This is a genomic window from Pseudomonas sp. TE3728, assembly GCF_056279145.1.
The window spans coordinates 5,861,096-5,884,515 of the sequence record NZ_JBWBQT010000001.1 but is presented as its reverse complement, the minus strand read 5'-3'; the positions used below and the strand labels follow the sequence as shown (position 1 = coordinate 5,884,515).

Genomic DNA, 23,420 nt, shown 5'->3' with positions numbered 1-23,420 from the left:
TCCTAGCTCGCTTCAAATAACGCCATGGCCTCGACATGTGCCGTCTGAGGAAACATATCGAGAATCCCGGCACGTTTTAACCGGTAGCCCTGCTTGATCAATTCGACTGTGTCGCGCGCCAGCGTTGCAGGGTTGCACGACACATACACCAATCGTTTGGCGCCCAAAGACGCCAGCTTGCGCACCACCTCAAAAGCACCGTCGCGAGGTGGGTCCAAGAGTACCGCACAAAAGCCTTCATCGGCCCATTCGGCATCGGCCAAAGGCTGGGATAAATCGGTCTGAAAAAACTTCGCGTTATGCAGATTATTGCTGACAGCATTCGCGGCGGCACGCTCGACCATCGCCTGCACCCCCTCCACCGCCACCACTTCACGAACCGCTTTGGCCAGCGGCAAGGCAAAGTTGCCCAACCCACAAAACAGATCCAGAACCCGCTCATCAGATTTCGGTGCCAACCACGCCAACGCCTGGGCCACCATCGCTTCGTTGACCCCGGCGTTGACCTGAATGAAATCTCCCGGCCGATACGCCAGGTTCAAGTCCCACTGCTCAAGGCGATAGCCCAGCGACTGATCGGCCTCGACCGGTTGCGGCTCGCCGTCACCATGCAGCCACAACTGGGCTTCATGGAACGCGCAGAAGTCCTTGAGGATGGTCATGTCGGCTTCGGACAACGGCGCCATGTGCCGCAGCAATACCGCCAATGACGAACCGCTGAACAACTCCACATGCCCCAGCGCCTGAGGTTTGCTCAAGCGCCGCAGCATCTCCGGCAAGCGGGTCATGATCGGTTGCAAGGGCTGTACCAGCACCGGACATTCGTTGATGGCGACGATGTCCTGACTGCCGGCAGCACGGAAGCCGACTTCGAGTTTTTTCGCTTTCATGTCCCAACGCACCGCCACTCGGGCGCGACGACGGTAGCCGAATTCCGGACCGCTCAACGGCGCTGCCCACTCTTCAGGTTCGACACCGGCAACCCGCGACAATTGCTCGGCGAGCATGCGCTGTTTCAGGGCGAGCTGTTCGTTGTGGGGCAAATGCTGCACGCTGCAACCGCCGCAGCGAGCGGCATGAGCGCACGGTGCCGGGCGGCGCAATTCACTGGCCTGGAACACGCGCTCGGTGCGCGCCTCGACCACTTTGCCGTGGGCACCCAAGACCCGCGCCTCGACGTCTTCACCGGCCAATGCGCCGATGACGAACCAGGTGCGACCTTCGAAAAACGCGATACCGCGACCGTCATTGGCCAGGCGCTCAATCGTCAAGCGCTGCTTTTTGCCGGTCGGGATTTGCGGGGCCTTGCTGCCGCCCGTGGGCTGGAAGCGCAGGCCTCTCTCTTGCCTGGCCATCAGTTGGGCGCGTCGAAAATGCCGGTCGACAAGTAACGGTCGCCACGGTCGCAGATGATCGCGACGATCACCGCGTTTTCAACTTCTTTGGACAGGCGCAGCATCGCCGCCACGGCACCGCCCGAAGACACACCGCAAAAGATGCCTTCTTCGCGTGCCAGACGACGGGTCACGTCTTCGGCTTCGCTTTGTGCCATGTCGACGATCCGGTCCACGCGCTCGGCCTGGTAGATCTTCGGCAGGTATTCCTGCGGCCAGCGACGGATGCCCGGAATCGCCGAGCCTTCCATCGGTTGCAGCCCGATGATCTGCACGTTGTCGTTCTGTTCTTTCAAGTAGCGTGAAACGCCCATGATGGTGCCGGTGGTGCCCATCGAGCTGACGAAATGAGTAATGGTGCCTTCGGTCTGACGCCAGATTTCCGGACCGGTGGTGGTGTAGTGCGCTTCAGGATTGTCACCGTTGGCGAACTGATCCAGCACCTTGCCACGGCCTTCGGCTTCCATTCGCTGGGCGAGGTCGCGAGCGCCTTCCATGCCTTCTTCCTGGCTGACCAGAATCAGCTCGGCGCCATAAGCCGTCATGGCGGCTTTACGCTCGGCGCTGGAGTTGTCCGGCATGATCAGGATCATCTTGTAACCCTTGATCGCCGCAGCCATGGCCAAGGCAATCCCGGTATTGCCCGAGGTTGCTTCGATCAGCGTATCGCCGGCGTGGATCTGCCCGCGCAACTCGGCGCGGGTGATCATCGACAGCGCCGGACGGTCCTTGACCGAACCCGCCGGGTTATTCCCTTCGAGCTTGAGCAAAAGGGTATTGCTGGTGGCGCCAGGCAGGCGCTGCAAACGGACCAGCGGAGTGTTGCCGACGCAATCGGCGATGGTTGGGTACTGCAAGGTCATGGCGTATTCGCAATCCAGACTGCGGGGGCGCCTATCATACCGGCAAACGGGCGCAGGCCATATCACGCAAAGTGAGGGGCTTATGGCTAATGGGAATAAGGGGCTGGATCAGTACTCTTCGCCTTGCGCGACATTCAATGCATAGAACTCACAATTGTCGCACCAGTGGTGAGACTTTCTCGTCACCCCGGTAAGTCTCGTAGAACTGACGCATGCGGAACAGATTGGGGCGAGTAAAACCACGTAACCCGAGTCTGGGCCAGATGCTCGGCCAGTTGGCTGACCACCGAATCGCCCCATTCGGCCTTTTCCAGCTTGCGACTGATATAGGCCACCCACCTGCCAATACAGCTCAATCAGCTGGGTATTCACCGCCTGCATGGCTTGCTGTTTGGCACTTTGAATCAACGCAAGCACTTCATTGAAACGGTCGTCGGTTGCGTTGTCGGGGACGCTGGATGCATTCATGCCGAACTCCTTGAGGACGAGGAAAAACGCGAGTCTATTCCGTCGAATCAGGCATAAGGTGTCGGCAATCCCCTTTAGGAAAGGTCGTACAAATAAACGGGAACGCTCCGGCAAAAGCTGAACGGCGGTGGCTGGAAGAGCCGCATCGCGAGCAGGCTCGCTCCCACAGGAGTCGAGGTTGATCACACAATGTGTGGCAGACACACATCAACGGAGGGAGCGGGCTTGCCCGCGATGGCGTCATCACTAACACCGTCATCATCCGCCAATAACCGCATATTCAACCGCAACCCTGCCCCGCTGTTTTCCGCCCATAGATGCCCACCCTGCCGCAGCACCGCATTCCTCGCAATGCTCAACCCCAACCCGAATCCACCATCCCCCGGTCGCGATCCATCAAGCCGGATGAACGGCGAGAAGATCCGTTCAAGATCCTCGTCCGCCACTCCACCACCCTCGTCCTCTAGCCACAGGTGCCAGAAGTCGCCATCGCGCCGACCAGCGAGCGTCACGACACCTCCCGCAGGTGAATGACGAATGGCGTTGCGCAGTATGTTTTCCAGCGCTTGGGCCAGCGTATTGAGATGGCCGCGCACCCAGCAGGATGCATCCACGGCACAGTGCAACTGACCCGCCGGCCAGCCACTTTCATAGCAGGCGTTTTCCGTGAGCATTTCCCACAAGGCCTGGACCTGGATCGCTTCATCGGGTAACGGCGCGCGCTCGGTGTCGAGCCAGGCGAGTTGCAGGGCGTCCTCGACCAGACGTTGCATGCCGTCGACTTCCCGGCCAATGCGTTCGCGCAATTGCCCCAGGTCTTGCTCGCTTTCGCTGGCGACCCGCAGTCGGCTCAGTGGCGTACGCAATTCGTGAGACAGGTCACGCAGCAATTGTTGTTGCAGAGCCACCGTGCTTTGCAGGCGCTCGGCCATATGATCGAAGGCCCTGCCCAGTTCACCCAATTCATCCATGCGGTTGGTGGTGCGACTCGATAAACGCACAGTCAGTTGGTCGGCGCGCCAGGCGTTGGCCTGCTCGCGCAGGCTGTTCAGTGGGACGACCAGCAATCGATACAGCCCCACGCACAGCAGCAGCGTGAACAGCCCGGGAATCACCCCATTGGTGATCACCCGCCAAAACATCCGGTAGCGTCCGGGCATAAAACGCTGAGGCAACTCGATCACCAGGCCGCCGGCAGACGGGTCATTGGGAAACGGGATCTTCAGCCACGGCCGGCCCTGGTGGCGCCGACTCACCGGCCAATCCAGACCGCGCAAAAAGGTCAGGCGCTGGATTTCCTGATGGGTCAGCGGGTAGTTGCTCAGGGATTGCAAGTCGCCACCGATGACACCGACCCAAGTCGACTCGCGCTCGCCGACACGCTGCAACCAGGCATCAATGCCTGCACTCTGCTGTTCGTTCCACGCCCGCTCCGCCTCGGCGGCGTAGCGCGTCAGGGTGCCCCGGGCCTCGTCGGACAGGAACAGGTTTTTCTTTTCCATGTAGCGGCCCCAGGACCAGCTCAACCAGATCATCAGCAGACAGAACGCTACTAACAGGCAAGCCAGTTTCCAGAACAGTGAATGCTTGCCCGGCACGTCAGACCATTTCATCGGCCGCACTCAATACATACCCCTTGCCCCAGACAGTACGCACTTCACGCTCGGTGTAACCGATGGCCTTGAGCTTGCGGCGAATCTGGCTGATGTGCATGTCGAGGCTGCGGTCATGGGGCGCATAACCGCGCTGCAGTACCTGCTGATAAAGGAACGCCTTGCTCAGTACTTCATCACCGTTGCGATTCAATGTATCCAGCAACCGATATTCGCTGCGAGTCAGGCCGGCCGCGTGTTCGCCCAAAAAGACCTCGCAGCGTTCATCGTCGAAATGCAGGTTGTCCATCGCAGGGGCAATCGATGCCGGCGCTGGCCGCCGATCGAGCGCCACCCGCCGCAGGATCGCCTCGATGCGTACCCGCAGCTCGGCCATGCTGAAAGGTTTGGGCAGGTAATCGTCGGCGCCGAGGCGAAAGCCACTGATGCGATCCGCCTCCGCCCCCAGCGCCGACATCAGCACCACTGGCGTGGAGTGGCTCTGGCGCAGTTGGGTCAGCACCGCCAGGCCATCCAGCCCCGGCAACAGAATATCCATCAACACCACATCGAAGGCTTGCCGGCGCGCAATGGCCAACCCTTCCTGGCCGTTCTGACACCAGGTCACCTGAAATCCACAGCGCCCCAGATGCTCATGGACATAAGCACCGAGCACCAGATCGTCTTCGATGGAGAGGACGCGGGGGGGAACGACGGAGATGGGAGTCATGAGTATCTGCAAATAATTCTCAGTTGCCGATTATTCAAGATCGCCTCGCCAGGGGCAACCCATGGTTTGCTCCCCAAGACCAAAGCGCGGAACTGGCCGACGAATGACGACATCAATTTTACGAGGATTGCCTGCATGCAAATCGCTACACTGCGCAAGTGGCGCGTGCCGGACGCATGTGCAGGTCAATAAACAGCTGGATGCGGGAGAGATGCGTGCTCAAGAAACTGGGAATTAAAGGCCGCGTGCTGTTGCTGACCCTGTTACCGACCACCCTGATGGCGCTGGTTCTGGGCGGCTATTTCACCTGGATGCAGCAATCGGACCTGCAATCGCAACTCATGCAGCGCGGCGAAATGATTGCCGAACAGCTGGCACCGCTGGTGGCCCCGGCCATGGGTCGCAAAGACAACGACCTGCTGGAACGCATCGCCACCCAGTTCCTGGAACAAACCGACGTGCGCGCGGTGACTTTCCTCGCCCCCGACCGCACTCAGCTGGCCCATGCCGGCCCGACCATGCTCAATTCGGCGCCTTTGGGCAACGGTTCACAGCTGCTGCGCCGCAGTGGCAATGACGCCACGCGTTACCTGCTGCCAGTGTTCGGCAAGCACCGCAACCTGGCCGGCGACCTGATCCCCGATGAAGCCGACCGTCTGCTGGGCTGGGTCGAACTCGAGCTGTCGCACAGTGGCATGTTGCTGCGCGGTTACCGCAGTCTGTTCGCCAGCCTGCTGCTGATCGGCGGTGGCCTGGTCGGTGCGGCGCTGTTGGCGTTGCGCATGGGGCGGACCATCAACCGGCCATTGAGCCAGATCAAACAAGCCGTGGCACAGCTCAAGGACGGTCACCTGGAAACCCGCCTGCCGCCCCTCGGCAGCCAGGAGCTGGATGAACTGGCGTCCGGCATCAACCGAATGGCCGGAACCCTGCAGAACGCTCAGGAAGAATTGCAAAACAGCGTCGACCAAGCTACCGAAGACGTGCGTCAGAACCTGGAAACCATCGAGATCCAGAACATCGAGCTGGACCTTGCGCGCAAGGAAGCCCTGGAGGCGAGCCGGATCAAGTCCGAGTTCCTGGCCAACATGAGCCATGAAATCCGCACGCCGCTCAACGGCATTCTCGGCTTCACCCATTTGCTGCAAAAAAGTGAATTGACCCCGCGCCAGCTCGATTACCTGGGCACCATCGAAAAATCCGCGGACAGCCTGCTGGGGATCATCAACGAGATTCTCGACTTCTCGAAAATCGAGGCCGGCAAACTGGTGCTCGACCATATTCCGTTCAACCTGCGCGACCTGCTGCAAGACACCTTGAACATCCTTGCCCCGGCTGCCCACGCCAAAGAGCTTGAGCTGGTGAGCCTGGTTTATCGCGATACGCCATTGTCGCTGGTGGGCGATCCGCTGCGACTCAAGCAGATCCTCACCAACCTTGTGAGCAACGCGATCAAGTTCACCCGCGAAGGCACCATCGTCGCCCGGGCCATGCTCGAAGAAGAGTATGAAGACAGCGTGCAACTGCGCATCAGCATTCAGGACACCGGCATTGGTCTGTCGAACCAGGACGTGCGCGCCTTGTTCCAGGCCTTCAGCCAGGCCGATAACTCGCTGTCCCGACAACCTGGCGGCACCGGCCTGGGACTGGTGATTTCCAAACGCCTGATTGAACAAATGGGCGGCGAGATCGGCGTCGACAGCACACCGGGCGAAGGCTCGGAATTCTGGATCAGCCTGAGCTTGCCCAAAGCCCGCGACGACGCCGAGGACCTGCCCGGCCCACCCTTGCTCGGACAGCGGGTGGCGGTTCTGGAAAACCATGAGCTGGCCCGTCAGGCCTTGCAGCATCAACTGGAAGACTGCGGCCTGGCAGTCACGCCGTTCAACACCCTCGAAAGCCTGGCCAATGGCGTGACCGGTGCCCATCAGACCGATCAGGCCATCGGCCTGGCAGTGCTCGGTATCACCAGCAACGACATGCCGCCGGAGCGCCTCAACCAGCATATCTGGGACCTCGAACACCTGGGCTGCCGAGTGTTGGTGTTGTGCCCGACCACCGAACTGACGCTGTTCCACCTCTCGGTGCCCAACCCCCACAGTCAGTTGCAGTCCAAACCGGCCTGCACGCGCAAACTGCGTCGGGCCCTGTCCGATATGGTCAACCCTCGCCAGCAGCGCAGCGACCCCGGCGAGCCGCTTTCGAGTCGCGCACCGAAGGTCCTTTGCGTCGATGACAACCCGGCCAATCTGCTGCTGGTGCAAACCCTGCTCGAAGACATGGGCGCCAAGGTGCTCGCGGTGGAAAGCGGTTACGCCGCGGTCAAGGCCGTACAGAACGAGACCTTTGACCTGGTGCTGATGGACGTGCAGATGCCCGGCATGGATGGCCGCCAAAGCACCGAAGCCATTCGTCAGTGGGAAAGCGAACGGCATTGCACACCACTGCCGATCGTCGCCCTCACGGCCCACGCGATGGCCAACGAAAAACGCGCATTGCTGCAAAGCGGCATGGATGACTACCTGACCAAACCCATCAGCGAACGGCAACTGGCGCAGGTGGTGTTGAAATGGACCGGCCTGGCGTTGCGCAATCTGGGGCCGGAGCGCTCCAGCGAAAGCAACAACGATAATGACTTGCAGGTGCTTGATCACGACGAAGGCCTACGCTTGGCGGCGGGCAAGGCCGATCTGGCGGCGGACATGCTGGCAATGCTGCTGGCCTCCCTGGAGGCCGACCGCGAGGCCATCCGCGTCGCTCGTGAAGCCAATGACCAGAACGCGCTGATTGAGCGAGTCCATCGCCTGCATGGGGCGACACGTTATTGCGGCGTCCCGCAATTGCGCGCCGCCTGCCAGCGCAGTGAAACCCTGCTCAAGCAACAGGACCCGAAAGCCCCCGGCGCGCTGGAAGAACTCGAACGAGCCATCAATCGCCTGGCGGCCCATGCGCGTATCAATGCCTGATGCAGCGCAATAACGCTGGGCGCCTTGAAAGCTAAGCTCAAGGCCTGTAGCAACTGCCGAACGCAGGCTTCGCCAGCTGCTACAGGCAAACTCCAGGAGGACAGCATGCGCACGATTCTTTTCAGCAGCCAGACCTACGACCGCGACAGTTTTCTGAGCGCAGACCTGCCCGCCGGCATCGAGCTGTATTTCCAGCCAGCACGACTGAGCCTCGACACGGCGGCGCTGGCGGAGCATCACGAAGTGGTTTGTGCCTTCATCAATGATGACCTCAGTGCTCCGGTACTCGAACGCCTGGCCGCGGGTGGCACACACCTGATCGCCCTGCGCTCGGCCGGTTACAACCATGTCGATCTGGCGGTAGCGAAGCGTCTGGGGTTGGCGATTGTGCGGGTTCCGGCCTACTCGCCTCACGCAGTGGCCGAACACGCGGTGGCGCTGGTTCTGGCGCTCAACCGCCGACTGAACCGTGCCTACAACCGTACCCGCGAGGGCGATTTCAGCTTGCACGGGCTGACCGGTTTCGACCTCGTGGGCAAAACCGTCGGCGTGGTCGGCACCGGTCAGATCGGCGCGACCTTCGCGAAAATCATGAACGGCTTCGGCTGCCGGTTGCTGGCCTGTGATCCTTACCCGAACCCACAGGTCGAAGCGCTCGGCGCGCGCTACCTCAGCTTGCCGCAATTGCTGGCCGAGTCGCAGATCATCAGCCTGCATTGCCCGCTCAACGAACAGAGCAAACACTTGATCAACAGTGAATCACTGGCGCACATGCAGCCCGGCACGATGTTGATCAATACCGGGCGTGGCGGTCTGGTGGACACCCCGGCGCTGATCGACGCGTTGAAGGACGGCCAATTGGGCTATCTGGGGCTGGATGTTTATGAAGAGGAGGCGCAGCTGTTCTTCGAGGATCGCTCCGACTTGCCGCTGCAGGACGATGTGCTGGCGCGCCTGCTGACCTTTCCAAATGTAATCATCACCGCGCACCAAGCCTTCCTCACGCGCGAAGCCCTGGGCGCGATTGCCGCAACCACCCTGCAGAACATCGCGGCCTGGGCGGCCGGTTCGCCACAGAATCAGGTCGAGAGCTGATCGGCTCAGGCCTTGGACAAAAGGATCATCAGGGCCAGCCAGCCGAAGCCCAGCAAGCGCTGCCCCAGCGAATGCCCGCGACGCAGCAGGAACCAGACAAAAAACGGCGGCAGTAAGAAAATCATCAGTTTCAGCCAGAGTTCCACCGGACGCGGCCCGCCGGGTGCCGGCGCCGGGATCTCGGCCTCGACTTCAGCTTTACGTTTGCGCCCGAAAGCGGCCGGGGTCACCCTGGGTACGTTCTCATTGGCCGGTAAACGCCCGAAAGAAAGAGGCGCCTGCGTTGCCGTCGATGTAGCCGCTTCTGCTACAGCAGGTGCACCGCAATGGATACAAGCAGGCGCCGTGGAGCTGATGCGTTGCTTGCACTCAAAACATTCGATCAACGCCATTTCCATTCCTTAGAGATGCAAAAGCGGCATTGTGCCATGACTCGGCAGGTCATTTGAACCAGATCGAAGGTTACATGCCCGCGCCATGCTGAGTTCATGCCCGTGCTAGCATATCGCGCATATTTGGAGGACCCATGGTCGAACACGATTTCCGCTACAGCCTGATGAACCCGCAACACACCCTCACCGAATGCCGCGCCCTTGTGCCGGGGCGTTATCAAGTCACCGGCAACGGCGGCTCGATTCGTAATAACGACGTGTTGGTAGTGACCCTTAAAGGCAGCAAGGACTTGTCCATGCGCCTGACCGTCGAAACGGTTCGCCATCTGATCAACCCGCCGGGCCAATGGGTCGCGGTGGCCAGTGGTCCGGTGTTCGGCGAATTGGCGATCCACACCTGGAAAGTCAACTGCGACAGCTGCGCCAAAGAGCTGAGCTTTGAGTTCGCGGTCGACGCCAAACTGGGCAACAAGGCGGAAAAACCGGCGGCCACTGCACGGATTGCCGAGCTGGGCTGGGCCACCGTTGCCGATAAGCACCTGTGCAAGAAGTGCCAGGAGCCTGCGTGATGAAACGCCTTGCTCTGACCGCCATGGCCGGCGCCAGCCTGTTGGGCTGTGCCGCCGAACCGGTGCAACTGCAACACAACCGCAGCTACATTCTGGAATGGATCGGCGAGCGTCCGCTGATGGACTACAGCCATCTGACCATCACCCTCGATGAAGATGGTCGGGCCTACGGTAATGGCGGCTGCAATCACTGGTTCGCGCCGTATACCCTGCAAGGCGACAAGCTGAGCTTCGGCAAGATCGGCAGCACCCGCAAAATGTGTGCGCCAGCGTTGATGGAGCAGGAAAAACGCTTCCTGCAGGCACTGGAAAACGTCCAGCGCTGGGACGTTTCACCGATCGACCAGATGCGCTTCTGGCCGGCGCAAGGCAAACCGTTGCGTTGGTGGCTTGAAGAGGGTTGATCATCAGCCCCGAAAAGATCGCAGCCTCGCCAAGGCTCGACAGCTCCTACATGGATTGCCGAACATCTTGTAGGAGCTGTCGAGCCTTGGCGAGGCTGCGATCTTTTTCTCAACAACAACTCAATTTTTAGCCTGCAACGCCTCAAGCCTCGCCATCACCCCCGCCGCCGTCTGCTCGCCCATCAACTGTTCCCGCACCTTGCCCTTGTCATCGATGATGTAAGTCACCGGCAACGCTTCACTGCGCGGTAATTCGAAAAGGTCGGCCGGGTCCTGGGCCAGCACGGTGAAGGCGATCCCCAGTTTCTCGCTGGCACTTTTCAGCTCTTCGCCCTGCACATTGTCGAAGTTGACCCCGAACACCCCAATCTTCTTGCCCTTGAGCTGCTCGGCCAGCACGTTCAACTCGGGAATCTCGGTACGGCACGGGCCACACCATTCGGCCCAGTAATTGAGCACCAGCCATTGTTTGTCCAGACGTTCGGCGGCAACTTTATGGCCATTTTGGTCGGTGCCATAGTCGTTGCCGCAGCCCCCCAACAATAACGCCCCCATGATCGCCAATGCCGCTGCCAGTCGCCTTGTCATGTCTCGATCCTTGTCAAAAATGGAATGCACCTGCGACCCATCGCCTCCCAAGGTTCTGGATTACGCGCCGCCCAGTTAGAATAGCCGCCACCTTACGCAAGATGCGACCCGCACATGACCGATCTGACGCTTTATCACAACCCGCGCTGCTCGAAATCCCGCGGTGCGCTCGAACTGCTTGAAGCCCGTGGCCTGGCCCCGACCGTGGTCCGCTACCTGGAAACCCCGCTGGATGCCGCGCAAATCCAGAGCCTGCTGAGCAAGATTGGTATCAGCGCCCGGCAATTGCTGCGCACCGGCGAGGACGAGTACAAAACCCTCAACCTGGCCGACAGCACCCTCGGCGAGGCGCAATTGATCGCTGCTATCGCCGCGCACCCGAAACTCATGGAGCGGCCGATTCTCGAAGTCGGCGACAAAGCCATCATCGGCCGTCCGCCGGAAAATGTGCTGGAGTTGCTGCCGTGAGTGCCCCGTACATTCTGGTGCTGTATTACAGCCGCAGCGGCTCGACCAATGAAATGGCCCGGCAGATTGCCCGGGGTGTCGAGCAGTCCGGTATGGAAGCGCGCCTGCGCACCGTGCCGGCGATCTCCACCGAATGCGAAGCCGTGTCACCGGATATTCCCGATGAAGGCGCGCTGTACGCCAGCCTCGACGACCTGAAAAACTGCGCCGGCCTGGCCCTCGGCAGCCCGACCCGGTTCGGCAACATGGCCGCACCGTTGAAATACTTTCTCGATGGCACCAGCAATCTGTGGCTGACCGGCGCCCTGGTAGGCAAACCGGCCGGGGTCTTCACCTCCACCGCGAGCCTGCACGGCGGCCAGGAAACCACGCTGCTGTCGATGATGTTGCCATTGCTGCACCACGGCATGCTGATCACCGGCCTGCCTTACAGCGAGTCGGCGCTGCTGGAAACCCGCGGTGGCGGCACGCCTTATGGCGCCAGCCATCACGCCGGGGCCGATGGCAAAAGCGGTTTGAATGAACACGAAGTTGCGCTGTGCCGCGCCTTGGGCCTGCGGTTGGCGAAGACTGCGCAAAAGTTGGTGAGCTGAAATGGCCAAAAAGCCGAAGATTCTGCCTTCCATCGAATGGCTCGAACCGCGAGTACGGGCGATGCGTATCATCAGCCTGCTGTGCTTTTTCGGCCTGGTGGGACTGCTCTGCGCCTACTATCTGGTATTCGCCGACCTGCATGGCGCGCGGCCGTGGGTGATTCTGCTGATCGAACTGGTGCCACTATTGTTGCTGGCGCCGGGGATGATCGTTGGCAGCGCCCGCGGGCATTCGTGGATGTGTTTTGTGGTGAACCTGTATTTCATGAAGGGCGCATTGGCCGCGTATGACCCGAACCGCCAGCTGTTCGGTTTACTGGAGATGGGCGCGAGCCTGGCGGTGTTCTGCTCGGCAATGCTGTATGTGCGGTGGCGGTTTCAGTTGAACCGCAAGTTGGCGGGTGAAGGCGAGACCAGCGTCGCCTGAACTGACGCCTTCGCGGGCAAGCCTCGCTCCTACAAGGGCACCACCATTCCCCGTAGGAGCGAGGCTTGCCCGCGAAGGCCGCGACTCGGTCTCAATGATTCACTGTGTAAGCCAGCATCATCGAAATCTGGCTCATCGGCCGCCCACCGCTCTCTTCGTGCCACTGGTTGAACGCATTCTGCACCGTGGCCATGTCCCGCAGGCTGGTTGGCACCTTGTCGACGATCTTCTGCGCACTCAGCGCTGCCACCACGTCATAGCTCGGCACGAACGTGTCCTTGCCGACCATGCGCAAGAATCTCGGTGCCGATAACCCGCCCAACTGATGCCCGTGTTTTTTCAGGTAGGTCCACAAGCCGACAATATCGGTCACCGGCCATTCGGCGATCAACGCGCCAAAACTGCCCTTCTCATGGGCCACGTCCAGAATGAACTGTGCATTGCGCGGCACGCTCTTGAGCTTGCCCAGGTGGCGGATGATCCGCGCGTCCTGCATCAGGCGTTCCAGGTGTTCGGCGCTCATCAGCACGACTTTTTCCGGGTCGAACTTGAAGAACACTTCTTCGAACGCCGGCCACTTGGCGTCCACCAGGCTGTGCTTGAGCCCGGCGCGGAATACCCGCAGCGCCATGGTCGAGAGGTAGCGGTCGTCGCTGATCTTGCGCAATTGCGCCGGGGTCTTGGGAACGGGCAGATGGGCTTCCAGTTCAGCCGCCGAACCGAAGCGGTTCAAGCAGTATTCGTGCAGCCACTTGTAATCGCGCATGCCCTTTCCTGATGAGTAAGTGAATAGACTCATGTGGGAGCCAGCCTGCTGGCGATAGCGGAGGGTCAGTCAACAATGATGTGTCTGACCCACCGCTATCGCCAGCAGGCTGGCTCCCACAGTGATTGTGTTTAGAGGTTTACAACGTTGACGAAGCGCGAAGCGGCGGTTTCGTCAATCTTGAGGTTGGTGAAATCGAACAGGTTGCGGTCCGCCAGTTGCGACGGGATCACGTTCTGCAAGCTGCGGAAAATGCTTTCGGTACGGCCCGGGGTCTTGCGTTCCCACTCCTGCAGCATCTCTTTAACCACCTGGCGTTGCAGGTTTTCCTGGGAGCCGCAGAGGTTGCAAGGGATGATCGGGAATTGCTTGAAGTCCGAGTAAGCCTGAATGTCCTTTTCGTTGCAGTAAGCCAGCGGGCGGATCACCACGTTGCGCCCGTCATCGGCGCGCAGCTTCGGCGGCATGGCCTTGAGCGAACCGTTGAAGAACATGTTGAGGAAGAACGTCTCGACGATGTCGTCACGGTGGTGACCGAGGGCCATTTTGGTCGCGCCGATTTCATCGGCAAAGGTGTAGAGCGTGCCGCGACGCAGGCGCGAGCACAGCGAGCAGGTGGTCTTGCCTTCCGGGATCAGCTCCTTGACCACCGAATAGGTGTCTTTCTCGACGATGTGGTACTCGATGCCCAGTTCCTTGAGGTAAGCCGGCAGCACGTGCTCGGGAAAGCCTGGCTGCTTCTGGTCCATGTTCACGGCCACGATCTCGAACTTGATCGGGGCGACCTTCTGCAAATGCATCAGCACGTCAAGCATGGTGTAGCTGTCCTTGCCACCGGACAGGCAGACCATGACCTTGTCGCCGTCTTCAATCATGTTGAAATCGGCGACAGCCTCACCCGCCTGGCGGCGAAGGCGCTTTTGCAGTTTGTTCTGGTTGACCGTAAGAGTGCCCATGACGCGAAATCCGTGAGGTGTGACGAAAGGCCGGCATTTTACGCAAAAACCCTTCAAGGGCGAAGAGCCCGGCGTATAGCAATCCCCGTAGGAGCTGCCGAAGGCTGCGATCTTTTGATTGGCTATTTCAGCAAGATCAAGATCAAGATCAAAAGATCGCAGCCTTCGGCAGCTCCTACAAGATCCCGGGACCATATCCAGGACTTTCAGCCAATTCAGCACTGCGAAAATCAACTTCCCAATGCATTTGCGCGATTAATAATAGTGTTTACAGCGCGATTTGCTCTAAGCCTCTCGCACTATTGCCAGTAACTCCTTTCTATACTGCGGCATAAGGTCGCACACATATTCAGACCTGTACTTACCTGGCCACTTTGGCCCGTAAGCGCTCCGCTGGGGGGCGATGGCAACAACAAGAGGAGTGACTGGCATGATCCATCACGTAGTGGGGCTCTTCACCCACCCTGACCAGGAATGGAAAGAAATCCGTGGCGACCAGGAGGAAAGCATCAGCCACATGTACCTCACGCACACCCTGATTCTGGCGGCGATCCCTGCCGTGTCGGCGTTTATCGGCACCACGCAGGTCGGCTGGGTCATTGGTAATCGGGCGCCGGTGATGCTGACCATGGAAAGCGCGCTGTGGATGACCATCATGTCGTACCTGGCGATGCTCGGCGGTGTCGCGGTGATGGGCGCGTTCATCCACTGGATGGCTCGCACCTATGACGCCAACCCGAGTCTGGCACGCTGCGTTGCATTTGCGACCTACACCGCGACACCGCTATTTATCGGCGGTCTGGCGGCGTTGTACCCACACATGTGGCTGGGAATGATCGTCGGCACCGCCGCCATCTGCTACACGGTGTACCTGCTGTATGTGGGCCTGCCAACCTTCATGAACATTCCGTCGGACGAGGGATTCCTGTTTTCAAGCTCGGTGCTCGCCGTAGGACTGGTGGTACTGGTAGCCATCATGGCGTTCACCGTGATTGTCTGGGGCCTGGGCGTGGGTCCCGTCTATACCAACTGACAACCGACCGCCCACATAACAATCAAGATCTGCCAATACAAGGCCGCCGCAAGGCGGCCTTCTAATGCTCAGCATAAAGAGCTCCGGGATAGAGGGCTCGACGATAGGAAGCGGTGACGACCATTCGGCGCCTCGACGATTCGCAAGCCCCGAAGGTTGCGGCATACTCGACGTCTCTGGAGATCCATCAAGCATGCCCGAGCAACTCAATACCCGCGTCGAAGACTGTTTTCAACAAGCCGAATCCTTTTTCAAACGACCTTTCAAACGCCCCGTGGTGAGCCTCAAGCTGCGCGGGCAAAAAGCCGGTGTCGCGCATTTGCACGAGAACCTGCTGCGTTTCAATCCGCAGCTGTACCGGGAAAACACCGAAGACTTTCTCAAGCAGACCGTGGCGCATGAAGTCGCGCACCTGATCGCCCATCAACTGTTCGGCGACCGCATCCAGCCTCATGGCGAAGAGTGGCAACTGATCATGCGCGGTGTTTACGAACTGCCGCCCAACCGCTGCCACACCTACGACGTCAAACGCCGTAGCGTGACCCGCTACATCTACAAATGCCCGTGCCCCGACAGCGATTTCCCGTTTTCGGCGCAGCGACATGGTTTGGTGAGACAGGGGCGGCGGTATTTGTGTCGGCGGTGCAGGAGCACATTGGTGTTCAGTGGCGAGATGCGGGTTGAGTAGCGGGATTTGTGGTATGCGTGCCGACGCCATCGCGAGCAGGCTCGCTCCCACATTTGATCTGCGGCCTTCACAAATAATGTGTTCACAACAAATCCCCTGTGGGAGCGAGCCTGCTCGCGATGGCGCCTGATCAGGCGCTACACAACCACCCTGGCACGCCGCAATTTCTCGATCCGTTCAACACTGAACCCCAACTCCCCCAACACCTGATCGGTATGCTCACCCAGCCCCGCCCCGATATGCCGCGGCTCAGGCAGCCCTGCTGAAAACTTCAACGGGCAAGCCATCTGCGCCTGAGTCGTTCCATCGCCCCTCGGCACCTCCGTCACCAATTCCCGCGCTTTCAACTGCGGATGCCGCACCGCTTCGCCCAGGCTTAATACCGGCTCGACGCACGCATCGACCCCGGCGAACAGCTCACACAACTGGGCAAAGTCGTATTTTTCGAATTCAACTTTCAACACCTCCTTGAGCGCCTGTTGCCGGGCCGGTTCGGGTGACAGCCCTTGGGCCGCCAGTTCCGGCCGGCCCAGCGCCGCGCAGAGTTGCTGCATGAACACCGGCTCCAGACTGCCCACCGACAACCAGCGTCCATCGCGCGAGCGGTAGTAATCGTAGAAGCTGCCACCATTGAGCATCTGATCTTCCCTGCCCGGCTCCACGCCACAGGCCAGGTACCCGGCACCGGCCATGGCATTCAGGCTGAAGGCGCTGTCGGTCATGCTCACATCCAGATACTGCCCCTGCCCGGTCTGCTGTCGCGCGATCACCGCCGCCAACAGGCCGATCACCCCATGCAGCGAGCCGCCCGCGACATCCGCCACCTGCATGCCCAACGGCACCGGGCCGCTGTCGGCGCGACCGGTGTAGCTCGAAAGCCCCGCCAGCGCCAGGTAGTTGATGTCGTGGCCGGCGCGATCCTTGTAGGGGCCGGTCTGGCCATAACCGGTGATCGACACATAAATCAGCTTCGGGTTGATCGCTTTCAAGGCTTCATACCCCAAACCGAGCCGGTCCATCACGCCGGGACGAAACTGCTCCAGCACGATGTCGTGGTCCTGCAGCAATTGCTTGATCACCTCCAGCGCCTCGGGCTGCTTGAGGTCCAGCGCCAGGCTGCGCTTGTTGCGATTGAGGTAGGCGTGGCTGGCCGAGACGCCTTGATCATGCGGCGGCAGCACCCGCAGCAGGTCCATGCGGGTCGGCGATTCGATGCGCAGCACCTCGGCGCCCATGTCTGCCAGCAGCAACGAGGCGAACGGCCCCGGCAGCAGTGTCGAGAAATCCAGAACCTTGAGTGATGCCAGTGGACCGAGCATAAGTGTTCTCCAGTGCAATCCCCCAAGCCTAGGCAGCCGAGGACATTGCAGCAATCACCTTATGTGTCAGCGGCGGTGACCGTTGTGCTCAAATCGCAGGTAAGAAAAAACCCGCCGAAGCGGGTTTTTCATGCAGCCAGAGTACTTACTTGACGCTGGCTGGGGTTGGGCCTTCAGCCACACCCAGGTCGTCTACTTCACGCTCGTCGGAGATACCGCGACCGCCGGAAGCCAGCTCGACTTGCAGCTTGTCTTCATCCAGCTCGTTGACCCACTTGGCGACCACGAGGGTGGCCACGGCGTTACCCACAAGGTTGGTCAGCGCACGGGCTTCAGACATGAAGCGGTCGATACCGAGGATCAACGCCAGGCCGGCCACCGGCAGAGTACCCACGGCCGACAGAGTGGCTGCCAGCACGATGAAGCCACTACCGGTCACACCCGCCGCACCTTTGGAGGACAACAGCAGCACCAGCAGCAAGGTGATCTGGTGAGTCAGGTCCATCGGGGTATCAGTCGCCTGAGCGATGAACACAGCCGCCATGGTCAGGTAGATCGACGTACCGTCGAGGTTGAACGAGTAGCCAGTCGGGATCACCAGACCCACAACCGATTTCTGCGCACCCAGGCGTTCCATCTTGATCAGCATGCGTGGCAGCGCGGATTCCGAAGAGGAAGTGCCCAGCACGATCAGCAGTTCTTCACGGATGTAGCGAATCAGTTTGATAACGCTGAAACCGTGCGCGCGGCAGATGGCGCCCAGAACCAGAACCACGAACAGGATGCAGGTGATGTAGAAGCAGATCATCAGCTGACCGAGTTGCACCAGCGAACCGACACCGTAGGCACCGATGGTGAAGGCCATCGCACCGAACGCGCCGACTGGAGCGAGCTTCATGATCATGTTGATGATGTTGAACATCACGTGAGCAAAGCGATCGATGAAGTCCAGCACCGGTTTGCCGTAGGCACCCAGGCGATGCAGGGCGAAACCGAAGATCACCGAGAACATCAGCACTTGCAGGATGTCGCCGTTGGCGAAGGCGCCGACGATGGTGTTCGGGATCACGTTGAGGACGAAAGCAATGATGCTCTGGTCTTTACCGGCCGAGATGAAGCCAGCGATTTTGCTGGTGTCCAGGGTCGTCACGTCGATGTGCATGCCGGCGCCCGGTTGCACGACGTTGACCACGACCAGACCGATCAGCAAGGCAATGGTGGAGACGATTTCGAAGTACAGCAGCGCATAGCCGCCGGTCTTGCCGACCGACTTCATGTTCTGCATGCCGGCGATACCACTGACGACGGTACAGAAGATGATTGGCGCGATGACCATTTTGATCAGTTTGATGAACCCGTCACCCAGCGGCTTGAGGGCTACACCGGTCTGCGGGTAGAAGTGACCGAGCAGGATGCCGATAGCGATGGCAACGATCACCTGGAAGTACAGGGATTTATACAGTGGCTGACGAGTCGTCATTGTAAGTTCCTCAAGAGTGCCTCAGTAACAACATCCATCTGTTGCCCCTGACACCTCAATTGCGAACCCTCCTGCACTGGAGGGATTTGTTTTGTCGAGCTGCACGCCGGCAGACCTCTGCGGCTTGTATCGCAAGCGCCGTGCCACCTTCGAAAAAAACCCCGCCAGCCTTGTGACATCAAGGGTTACAGGTTTTTTGGGGCACTAACCCGTCACAACGATGTGGCGGATTTCCGCCCATCAGCCAAACCTCGTCCTGCAATTTGGCGGATATCCGCCTTGTTCATTCTCGACAGGCACCGCTACCATCCATTGCTCAGTGGACGGACCTGCCCCCTATGCGCGAACGCACCATCGCCAGCCATTTCGCCCGCGCCGCCCTCGGTGGTGCGCGTCGGCATGGCTACGACTATTGGAGTCTGTTGCAGCAACTGGGGATCAGCCCCGAGCTGCTCGAGGAGCCGCGCGCCCGAATCGCGCCCGAGCAGTTCGCTCGATTGATCCAGGGGCTGTGGCTGGCCCTGGACGACGAATACCTGGGCTTCGGGCAGGCCCCGAGCAAACCCGGCAGCTTCGCGATGATGTGCCATGCGGTGATCCACTGCCGCACGCTGGAGAAAGCGCTCAATCGCGGTTTATTGTTTTACAGCCTGTTCCCCGGCGCGCCGCGTCTGACACTGAGCCACGAAGGCGACAGGGTTCGCCTGAGCCTGGACGATTCGTCGCTGTGGGACCCGGACCACTTCCTCAGCGAAAGCCTGTTGGTGATCTGGCATCGGTTCGGCAGTTGGCTGATCGGCCAGCGCATTCGCCTGGAGCAGGCCACGTTCAGCTACCCGAGGCCCGAACACGGGGCCGAATACGACTTGCTGTTTTCCTGCCCGCTGAGCTTTTCCACCGTAAAGAGCGCGACGGCGCAAAGCAGTCTGCTGTTTCACAGTCGCTACCTGAACATGCCGCTGTTGCAGGACGAACGAACCCTCAAGCACTTTCTCGAGCGCTCCCCCGCCGACCTGCTATCGCGCCCCGACGAAGGCGACAGCCTGAGCAGCCAGTTGCGGCGCTTGCTCAGCCGCGACAGCGCGCGCTGGCCAGACCTGGAAGCCGTGGCCGCGCACCTGCACATCAGCCCGCAAACCTTGCGGCGGCATTTGCGCGAAGAAGGCACGAGTTTTCAGGAATTGAAGGACCAGTTGCGGCGGGACATTGCGATTTATCACCTGGGGCGCGCGGATCTGTCGTTGCAACAGATAGCCGAGCAGTTGGGGTTTTCCGAGCCGTCGGCGTTTCACCGGGCGTTCAAGAAGTGGACTGGCCTTACGCCTGGGGCTTATCGAGCCCAGGAGAACTGATTTTTGGGTTGAACTGACTGACCTCATCGCGGGCAAGCCCGCTCCCAAGCCCCATTGCCATCGAGCTTCAAGATCAAAAGATCGCAGCCTTCGGCAGCTCCTACAGGTTCGATGTTCGCCACCATACTGGGTCGAACACAATAGATTCTCGCCGCCCTATCGCGGTCGAACACAATTCCATGTAGGAGCTGCCGAAGGCTGCGATCTTTTGCTTTTTCTGGCTAGCCTCGCGGGTCGAAATTATCCAGCACCCGGTTCACCGCCAGCTCGTCGAGCATGACCACCGATTGAATCCCCAGCATCATGTTGCGATGTGGCATGTCCATCAATCCGGCGAATTCACTGAGCATCATGCTCGCTGACGCCAGGGATTCGCAGGCGTTGACCAGCAGGGTTTCGTTATCGACCTCGGCACCGACATGGTAAATGGTGCTGGGCTTGCGCTTGGTGTCTTTGGGAATGTCCGGTTTGAGGTAGTAATCGAGGGCGCGGTCGGCGGCTTCGTTGAGTTTTTTCGAATCGAGGGATTCGTAGGGGGATGTCGGATCGGTTTCCGGAGGATTTGGCGTTGGTTTGAACATGGATGAAACTCCTAAAGCACTTTAAAGGAGCCATCACTCTCGCTACCAAACGAAGGGTGGTGGCCAGACGCAGGTTGGTAGACCGGGCTCTAGGAAAACGGCGCGCCCGAAGGCGCCCTGCGCATGACCACCATAAAGACGAGACGAAACATCTCAGCAAAAGGTAGTGCTTTGCGAATAGAGACCCGGGCTACCAAACCCGATCGCTGTTTTTCAGCGACAGGGAAACGATATAGCCCACGCCCCAGGCGCACTAGCCGGCGGATTCTGGCGTAGTCGTAGGCAGCGGCGCAAGAATGTGTAGCCTGGGAGAGTATCTGGAAGTGTCGTTTAAACAGTGCTTGTTTATCAGTCTGACACCAAGACTTGTGGTGGCTGTATCGGCCTCATCGCGAGCAGGCTCGCTCCCACATTGGATCTTTGGCGTTCACAAATACCGTATTCACAGCCAATCCCCCTGTGGGAGCGAGCCTGCTCGCGATGAGGCCAGCCCAGCCAATCGTTAAACCACCGGAAAATGAATCCGGAACGCCGCCCCGCCCATTGGCGAATCCCCCAGCGTCAGCTTGGCGCTGTAGCTTTCGATGATGTCCTTGACCACCGCCAACCCGATCCCCTGCCCCGGATGCTGACGATCAAGCCGTTCACCCCGCTGCAAAATCCGCGCACGCTGGTCCGGTGGCACGCCGGGGCCGTCGTCTTCGACGCACAACTCAATCCCGCTGAGGGTTTCGCGCACGCTGATGCGCACTTCGCCGAGGCACAGGCGATAGGCGTTTTCCAGCAGGTTGCCCATCATTTCCAGCAAGGCGCCTTGTTCGATCGGCACATAACACTGATCGGGCAGATCGAAAGCGACCCGCACCTGTTTGTCGCGGTAGACCTTGTCCAGGGTGTCGCAGAGGCTTTGCAGCACCGGGCGCAGGCGTACCTGATGACGCACCAGGCCGCTTTTGCGCAGGCTCGCACGTTGCAGTTGATAGCCGATCTGCTGGCTCATGCGTTCGATCTGGGTTTGCAGCACCCAGGCCTGCTCGCGCTCTTGCGGCTTCTGGGCCATGTCTTCGCTGACCCCTTGCAACACCGTCAGCGGGGTTTTCAGGCTGTGGGCCAGGTCGTCGAGGGAATCGCGATAACGGCTGCGCTGCTCGCGTTCGCTGTGCAATAAACGGTTGAGCGAGCCGGTCAGGCGCAGCAATTCACGCGGGTGTTGTTCGCTGAGGCTTTCCCGGGTGCCGCTTTCGATCTGGTCCAGCTCCTGGCTCAGCCGGCGCAACGCCTGCAAGCCCCAGGTCAGGCCGATCCACAGCAAGGCGAGCAACACCAGCAAGGCTGCGCCAAAGCCCAGATAGAGGTTTTCCCGCAGGCCTTCGAGGGTGATTTCGTATTCACGCACCGGTTGCAACGCGACAATGCTGAACGCCGCGCTTTGGCCGCCCAGCAGTTTGACCTCGACGTCATAGACGAAGAACTCTTCACCATTGGCTTCGAGAATCCTTGCGAACTCGTTACCGCGTCCGTCGTAACGCGGTTTGTAGTTGATCTTCTCTTCCTGGGTAGCTTTCGAGCGCCAGACCAGATGACCTTCGCGGTCATAGATGTAGCCGAGCAAACGGCTGTCGGTGAGGTTGAAGCGCTCATCGGGCAGCTGCGTCGGCATCTGTAGGGTGTTGTTTTCCACCCGGGCGGCGGAGATCAGCGTGGTGACGTCCGACGCCAGGCGCTGCTCGATGGAATCCTGCAACGCCAGGCTGAACGCGCCCTGCATCGCCGGCAGCAACGCCAGCATGAACAACACCGCCAGGAGGGTGGCGGCGAGCATCAACCGGACGCGAAGGGAACGAATCAAGTGCAGCGCTCATTAAACAGGTAGCCAAGGCCACGCACGGTATCGATCGGCTTGAAGCCGGCCGGGCCTTCGAGTTTGCGGCGCAAGCGGCCGACCAGCACTTCGATCACATTCGGATCGCGCTCGCCGTCATCCGGATAGAGCTGCTCCATCAAGCGGTCCTTGGCCACCACTTGCTGATGATGGCGCATCAGGCACTCGAGGATCCGGTACTCGTAGGCGGTCAGCGCCAGCGGTTGTTCATCGAGGGACGCCTGTTTGCGATTGAGATCGAGCAGCAAGGGGCCAGCGACGATGGTCGACTGGGTGAAACCGCTGGAGCGGCGCAGCAAGGCATTGAGCCGGGCGTCCAGCTCTTCGAACTGGAATGGCTTGACCACGTAATCGTCGGCGCCGGCGGCGAGGCCTTCGACTTTGTCCTGCCAGTTGCCGCGCGCGGTGAGGATCAGGATCGGAAATGTCTTGCCCCGGGAGCGCAATTGACGAATCAGATCGAGCCCGCCCATGCCCGGCAGACCGAGGTCGATCACCGCCAGGTCATGGTTGAACTGCTCGGCCTGGTACAACGCTTCCTCCGCGTTGGCCACGGATTCGACCACATGGCCGCTATCCGTCAGGCGGGTTTGCAGGTGATGGCGCAATAGCGCTTCATCTTCGACGACCAGCAATTTCATAACGCTCTCCTGGGCAAATCAACATCTCCAAAAACAAACTTCAATGGCTGACAGGGCGACCTGTGGGAGCGAGCCTGCTCGCGATAGCGGTGGGTCAGCCAATATTAATGCTGAAGGTACCGCCGTCATCGCGAGCAGGCTCGCTCCCACAGGTTGCGCGGCTTAACCGACTG

Annotated in this window: 23 protein-coding genes and 1 pseudogene; 10 read left to right on the top strand and 14 right to left on the bottom strand. The window is 60.1% G+C overall.

From position 1 onward, the window contains the following. Window positions 1–2 precede the first annotated feature (2 nt). The 5 genes and pseudogenes from rlmD to ACZ89R_RS25895 form a co-directional block, all read right to left on the bottom strand. On the bottom strand, window positions 3–1,355 hold the full coding sequence (rlmD, locus tag ACZ89R_RS25915; protein ID WP_429547671.1) for a 23S rRNA (uracil(1939)-C(5))-methyltransferase RlmD: 1,353 nt from the start codon (window positions 1,353–1,355) through the stop codon (window positions 3–5). Then, complete coding sequence (gene cysM, locus ACZ89R_RS25910) at window positions 1,355–2,257, bottom strand: cysteine synthase CysM (RefSeq protein ID WP_007899067.1); 903 nt, start codon at window positions 2,255–2,257, stop codon at window positions 1,355–1,357. The genes rlmD and cysM overlap by 1 nt, the downstream gene beginning before the upstream one ends. 151 nt (window positions 2,258–2,408) lie before the next feature. Beyond that, window positions 2,409–2,725 (bottom strand): annotated as a pseudogene (locus tag ACZ89R_RS25905) (DUF1016 N-terminal domain-containing protein); the annotation flags it as partial. Between the two features lie 182 nt (window positions 2,726–2,907). Next, window positions 2,908–4,338 (bottom strand): histidine kinase sensor domain-containing protein, encoded by a 1,431-nt coding sequence (locus ACZ89R_RS25900; protein ID WP_429547672.1) that lies wholly within the window; start codon window positions 4,336–4,338, stop codon window positions 2,908–2,910. Then, a complete protein-coding gene (locus ACZ89R_RS25895; protein ID WP_192345645.1) occupies window positions 4,325–5,047 on the bottom strand; it encodes a response regulator transcription factor in 723 nt (240 codons plus the stop codon). Before ACZ89R_RS25895 ends, ACZ89R_RS25900 begins: the two co-directional genes overlap by 14 nt. 215 nt (window positions 5,048–5,262) lie before the next feature. Between ACZ89R_RS25895 and ACZ89R_RS25890 the strand changes: the two genes are divergently transcribed. Together ACZ89R_RS25890 and ACZ89R_RS25885 are read left to right on the top strand one after the other, a co-directional pair. Continuing rightward, window positions 5,263–8,013, top strand: a complete 2,751-nt coding sequence (locus ACZ89R_RS25890) for a response regulator (RefSeq protein ID WP_192345644.1) — start codon at window positions 5,263–5,265, stop codon at window positions 8,011–8,013. Window positions 8,014–8,118: 105 nt separating this feature from the next. Then, the gene (locus ACZ89R_RS25885; RefSeq protein ID WP_429547673.1) at window positions 8,119–9,108 is read left to right on the top strand and encodes a 2-hydroxyacid dehydrogenase; all 990 of its coding nucleotides are present in this window, start codon (window positions 8,119–8,121) and stop codon (window positions 9,106–9,108) included. A 5-nt stretch (window positions 9,109–9,113) separates the two neighbouring features. Here ACZ89R_RS25885 and ACZ89R_RS25880 read toward each other — a convergent pair whose 3' ends face one another. Further along, window positions 9,114–9,500, bottom strand: a complete 387-nt coding sequence (locus ACZ89R_RS25880; RefSeq protein WP_429547674.1) for a hypothetical protein — start codon at window positions 9,498–9,500, stop codon at window positions 9,114–9,116. Between the two features lie 134 nt (window positions 9,501–9,634). Between ACZ89R_RS25880 and ACZ89R_RS25875 the strand changes: the two genes are divergently transcribed. Together ACZ89R_RS25875 and ACZ89R_RS25870 are read left to right on the top strand one after the other, a co-directional pair. Further along, entirely contained in the window at window positions 9,635–10,069 is a 435-nt protein-coding gene (locus tag ACZ89R_RS25875) for a hypothetical protein (protein ID WP_007899088.1), read from the top strand. Further along, window positions 10,069–10,473, top strand: coding sequence for an META domain-containing protein (locus tag ACZ89R_RS25870; RefSeq protein ID WP_008074973.1), 405 nt, complete (start codon window positions 10,069–10,071; stop codon window positions 10,471–10,473). The genes ACZ89R_RS25875 and ACZ89R_RS25870 overlap by 1 nt, the downstream gene beginning before the upstream one ends. A gap of 120 nt (window positions 10,474–10,593) precedes the next feature. On the opposite strand, the gene ACZ89R_RS25865 is transcribed toward ACZ89R_RS25870, so the two are convergent. Continuing rightward, window positions 10,594–11,061, bottom strand: a complete 468-nt coding sequence (locus tag ACZ89R_RS25865; protein ID WP_218394127.1) for a TlpA family protein disulfide reductase — start codon at window positions 11,059–11,061, stop codon at window positions 10,594–10,596. Between the two features lie 114 nt (window positions 11,062–11,175). On the opposite strand from ACZ89R_RS25865, the gene arsC reads away from it, so the two are divergent. Genes arsC through ACZ89R_RS25850 form a run of 3 tightly spaced genes read left to right on the top strand, consistent with a single transcriptional unit; the run spans window position 11,176 to window position 12,549 of the window. Then, window positions 11,176–11,529 carry an arsenate reductase (glutaredoxin) gene (arsC, locus tag ACZ89R_RS25860; protein WP_429547675.1) on the top strand — a complete coding sequence of 118 codons (354 nt, stop codon included), beginning with the start codon at window positions 11,176–11,178 and terminating at the stop codon, window positions 11,527–11,529. Then, on the top strand, window positions 11,526–12,122 hold the full coding sequence (gene wrbA / locus ACZ89R_RS25855) for an NAD(P)H:quinone oxidoreductase (RefSeq protein WP_008011647.1): 597 nt from the start codon (window positions 11,526–11,528) through the stop codon (window positions 12,120–12,122). The genes arsC and wrbA overlap by 4 nt, the downstream gene beginning before the upstream one ends. Window position 12,123: 1 nt before the next feature. Beyond that, entirely contained in the window at window positions 12,124–12,549 is a 426-nt protein-coding gene (locus ACZ89R_RS25850; protein WP_429547676.1) for a DUF2069 domain-containing protein, read from the top strand. Between the two features lie 91 nt (window positions 12,550–12,640). Here ACZ89R_RS25850 and ACZ89R_RS25845 read toward each other — a convergent pair whose 3' ends face one another. Beyond that, complete coding sequence (locus ACZ89R_RS25845; protein ID WP_063342855.1) at window positions 12,641–13,315, bottom strand: DNA-3-methyladenine glycosylase I; 675 nt, start codon at window positions 13,313–13,315, stop codon at window positions 12,641–12,643. A 131-nt stretch (window positions 13,316–13,446) separates the two neighbouring features. Continuing rightward, entirely contained in the window at window positions 13,447–14,271 is an 825-nt protein-coding gene (gene ttcA / locus ACZ89R_RS25840; RefSeq protein ID WP_123720620.1) for a tRNA 2-thiocytidine(32) synthetase TtcA, read from the bottom strand. 430 nt (window positions 14,272–14,701) lie between these two features. On the opposite strand from ttcA, the gene ACZ89R_RS25835 reads away from it, so the two are divergent. Together ACZ89R_RS25835 and ACZ89R_RS25830 are read left to right on the top strand one after the other, a co-directional pair. Further along, window positions 14,702–15,304 (top strand): Yip1 family protein, encoded by a 603-nt coding sequence (locus ACZ89R_RS25835; protein WP_030131100.1) that lies wholly within the window; start codon window positions 14,702–14,704, stop codon window positions 15,302–15,304. Between the two features lie 193 nt (window positions 15,305–15,497). Further along, window positions 15,498–15,992, top strand: coding sequence for a SprT family zinc-dependent metalloprotease (locus ACZ89R_RS25830; RefSeq protein ID WP_008074985.1), 495 nt, complete (start codon window positions 15,498–15,500; stop codon window positions 15,990–15,992). Between the two features lie 137 nt (window positions 15,993–16,129). On the opposite strand, the gene ACZ89R_RS25825 is transcribed toward ACZ89R_RS25830, so the two are convergent. Both ACZ89R_RS25825 and ACZ89R_RS25820 read right to left on the bottom strand, forming a co-directional pair. Next, window positions 16,130–17,311 (bottom strand): CaiB/BaiF CoA transferase family protein, encoded by a 1,182-nt coding sequence (locus tag ACZ89R_RS25825; RefSeq protein WP_429547677.1) that lies wholly within the window; start codon window positions 17,309–17,311, stop codon window positions 16,130–16,132. A 145-nt stretch (window positions 17,312–17,456) separates the two neighbouring features. Beyond that, window positions 17,457–18,791 (bottom strand): dicarboxylate/amino acid:cation symporter, encoded by a 1,335-nt coding sequence (locus tag ACZ89R_RS25820; protein WP_429547678.1) that lies wholly within the window; start codon window positions 18,789–18,791, stop codon window positions 17,457–17,459. Window positions 18,792–19,129: 338 nt separating this feature from the next. Here ACZ89R_RS25820 and ACZ89R_RS25815 point away from each other — a divergent pair, with 338 nt between their 5' ends. Next, on the top strand, window positions 19,130–20,143 hold the full coding sequence (locus ACZ89R_RS25815) for an AraC family transcriptional regulator (RefSeq protein WP_429547679.1): 1,014 nt from the start codon (window positions 19,130–19,132) through the stop codon (window positions 20,141–20,143). 221 nt (window positions 20,144–20,364) lie between these two features. Here the strand turns inward: ACZ89R_RS25815 and ACZ89R_RS25810 are convergent, their stop codons facing one another. From ACZ89R_RS25810 to ACZ89R_RS25800, 3 genes are all read right to left on the bottom strand, one after another. Continuing rightward, window positions 20,365–20,724 carry a DUF6124 family protein gene (locus ACZ89R_RS25810; RefSeq protein WP_429547680.1) on the bottom strand — a complete coding sequence of 120 codons (360 nt, stop codon included), beginning with the start codon at window positions 20,722–20,724 and terminating at the stop codon, window positions 20,365–20,367. Between the two features lie 502 nt (window positions 20,725–21,226). After that, window positions 21,227–22,573, bottom strand: a complete 1,347-nt coding sequence (locus tag ACZ89R_RS25805) for an ATP-binding protein (protein WP_429547681.1) — start codon at window positions 22,571–22,573, stop codon at window positions 21,227–21,229. Beyond that, window positions 22,570–23,247 carry a response regulator gene (locus tag ACZ89R_RS25800; protein WP_429547682.1) on the bottom strand — a complete coding sequence of 226 codons (678 nt, stop codon included), beginning with the start codon at window positions 23,245–23,247 and terminating at the stop codon, window positions 22,570–22,572. Before ACZ89R_RS25800 ends, ACZ89R_RS25805 begins: the two co-directional genes overlap by 4 nt. Window positions 23,248–23,420 lie beyond the last annotated feature (173 nt).

Excerpts from the sequence above, each read along its gene's own strand:
- arsC (WP_429547675.1), top strand. The coding sequence starts at position 11,176 with ATGACCGATCTGACGCTTTATCACAACCCGCGCTGCTCGAAATCCCGC.
- ACZ89R_RS25810 (WP_429547680.1), bottom strand. The coding sequence starts at position 20,724 with ATGTTCAAACCAACGCCAAATCCTCCGGAAACCGATCCGACATCCCCC.
- ACZ89R_RS25870 (WP_008074973.1), top strand. The coding sequence starts at position 10,069 with ATGAAACGCCTTGCTCTGACCGCCATGGCCGGCGCCAGCCTGTTGGGC.
- ACZ89R_RS25895 (WP_192345645.1), bottom strand. The coding sequence starts at position 5,047 with ATGACTCCCATCTCCGTCGTTCCCCCCCGCGTCCTCTCCATCGAAGAC.
- ACZ89R_RS25845 (WP_063342855.1), bottom strand. The coding sequence starts at position 13,315 with ATGCGCGATTACAAGTGGCTGCACGAATACTGCTTGAACCGCTTCGGT.
- ACZ89R_RS25815 (WP_429547679.1), top strand. The coding sequence starts at position 19,130 with ATGCGCGAACGCACCATCGCCAGCCATTTCGCCCGCGCCGCCCTCGGT.
- ACZ89R_RS25880 (WP_429547674.1), bottom strand. The coding sequence starts at position 9,500 with ATGGCGTTGATCGAATGTTTTGAGTGCAAGCAACGCATCAGCTCCACG.
- ACZ89R_RS25830 (WP_008074985.1), top strand. The coding sequence starts at position 15,498 with ATGCCCGAGCAACTCAATACCCGCGTCGAAGACTGTTTTCAACAAGCC.
- ACZ89R_RS25825 (WP_429547677.1), bottom strand. The coding sequence starts at position 17,311 with ATGCTCGGTCCACTGGCATCACTCAAGGTTCTGGATTTCTCGACACTG.
- ACZ89R_RS25865 (WP_218394127.1), bottom strand. The coding sequence starts at position 11,061 with ATGACAAGGCGACTGGCAGCGGCATTGGCGATCATGGGGGCGTTATTG.
- ACZ89R_RS25820 (WP_429547678.1), bottom strand. The coding sequence starts at position 18,791 with ATGACGACTCGTCAGCCACTGTATAAATCCCTGTACTTCCAGGTGATC.
- ACZ89R_RS25850 (WP_429547676.1), top strand. The coding sequence starts at position 12,124 with ATGGCCAAAAAGCCGAAGATTCTGCCTTCCATCGAATGGCTCGAACCG.
- ACZ89R_RS25875 (WP_007899088.1), top strand. The coding sequence starts at position 9,635 with ATGGTCGAACACGATTTCCGCTACAGCCTGATGAACCCGCAACACACC.
- rlmD (WP_429547671.1), bottom strand. The coding sequence starts at position 1,355 with ATGGCCAGGCAAGAGAGAGGCCTGCGCTTCCAGCCCACGGGCGGCAGC.
- ACZ89R_RS25835 (WP_030131100.1), top strand. The coding sequence starts at position 14,702 with ATGATCCATCACGTAGTGGGGCTCTTCACCCACCCTGACCAGGAATGG.
- ACZ89R_RS25900 (WP_429547672.1), bottom strand. The coding sequence starts at position 4,338 with ATGAAATGGTCTGACGTGCCGGGCAAGCATTCACTGTTCTGGAAACTG.
- ttcA (WP_123720620.1), bottom strand. The coding sequence starts at position 14,271 with ATGGGCACTCTTACGGTCAACCAGAACAAACTGCAAAAGCGCCTTCGC.
- ACZ89R_RS25800 (WP_429547682.1), bottom strand. The coding sequence starts at position 23,247 with ATGAAATTGCTGGTCGTCGAAGATGAAGCGCTATTGCGCCATCACCTG.
- cysM (WP_007899067.1), bottom strand. The coding sequence starts at position 2,257 with ATGACCTTGCAGTACCCAACCATCGCCGATTGCGTCGGCAACACTCCG.
- ACZ89R_RS25885 (WP_429547673.1), top strand. The coding sequence starts at position 8,119 with ATGCGCACGATTCTTTTCAGCAGCCAGACCTACGACCGCGACAGTTTT.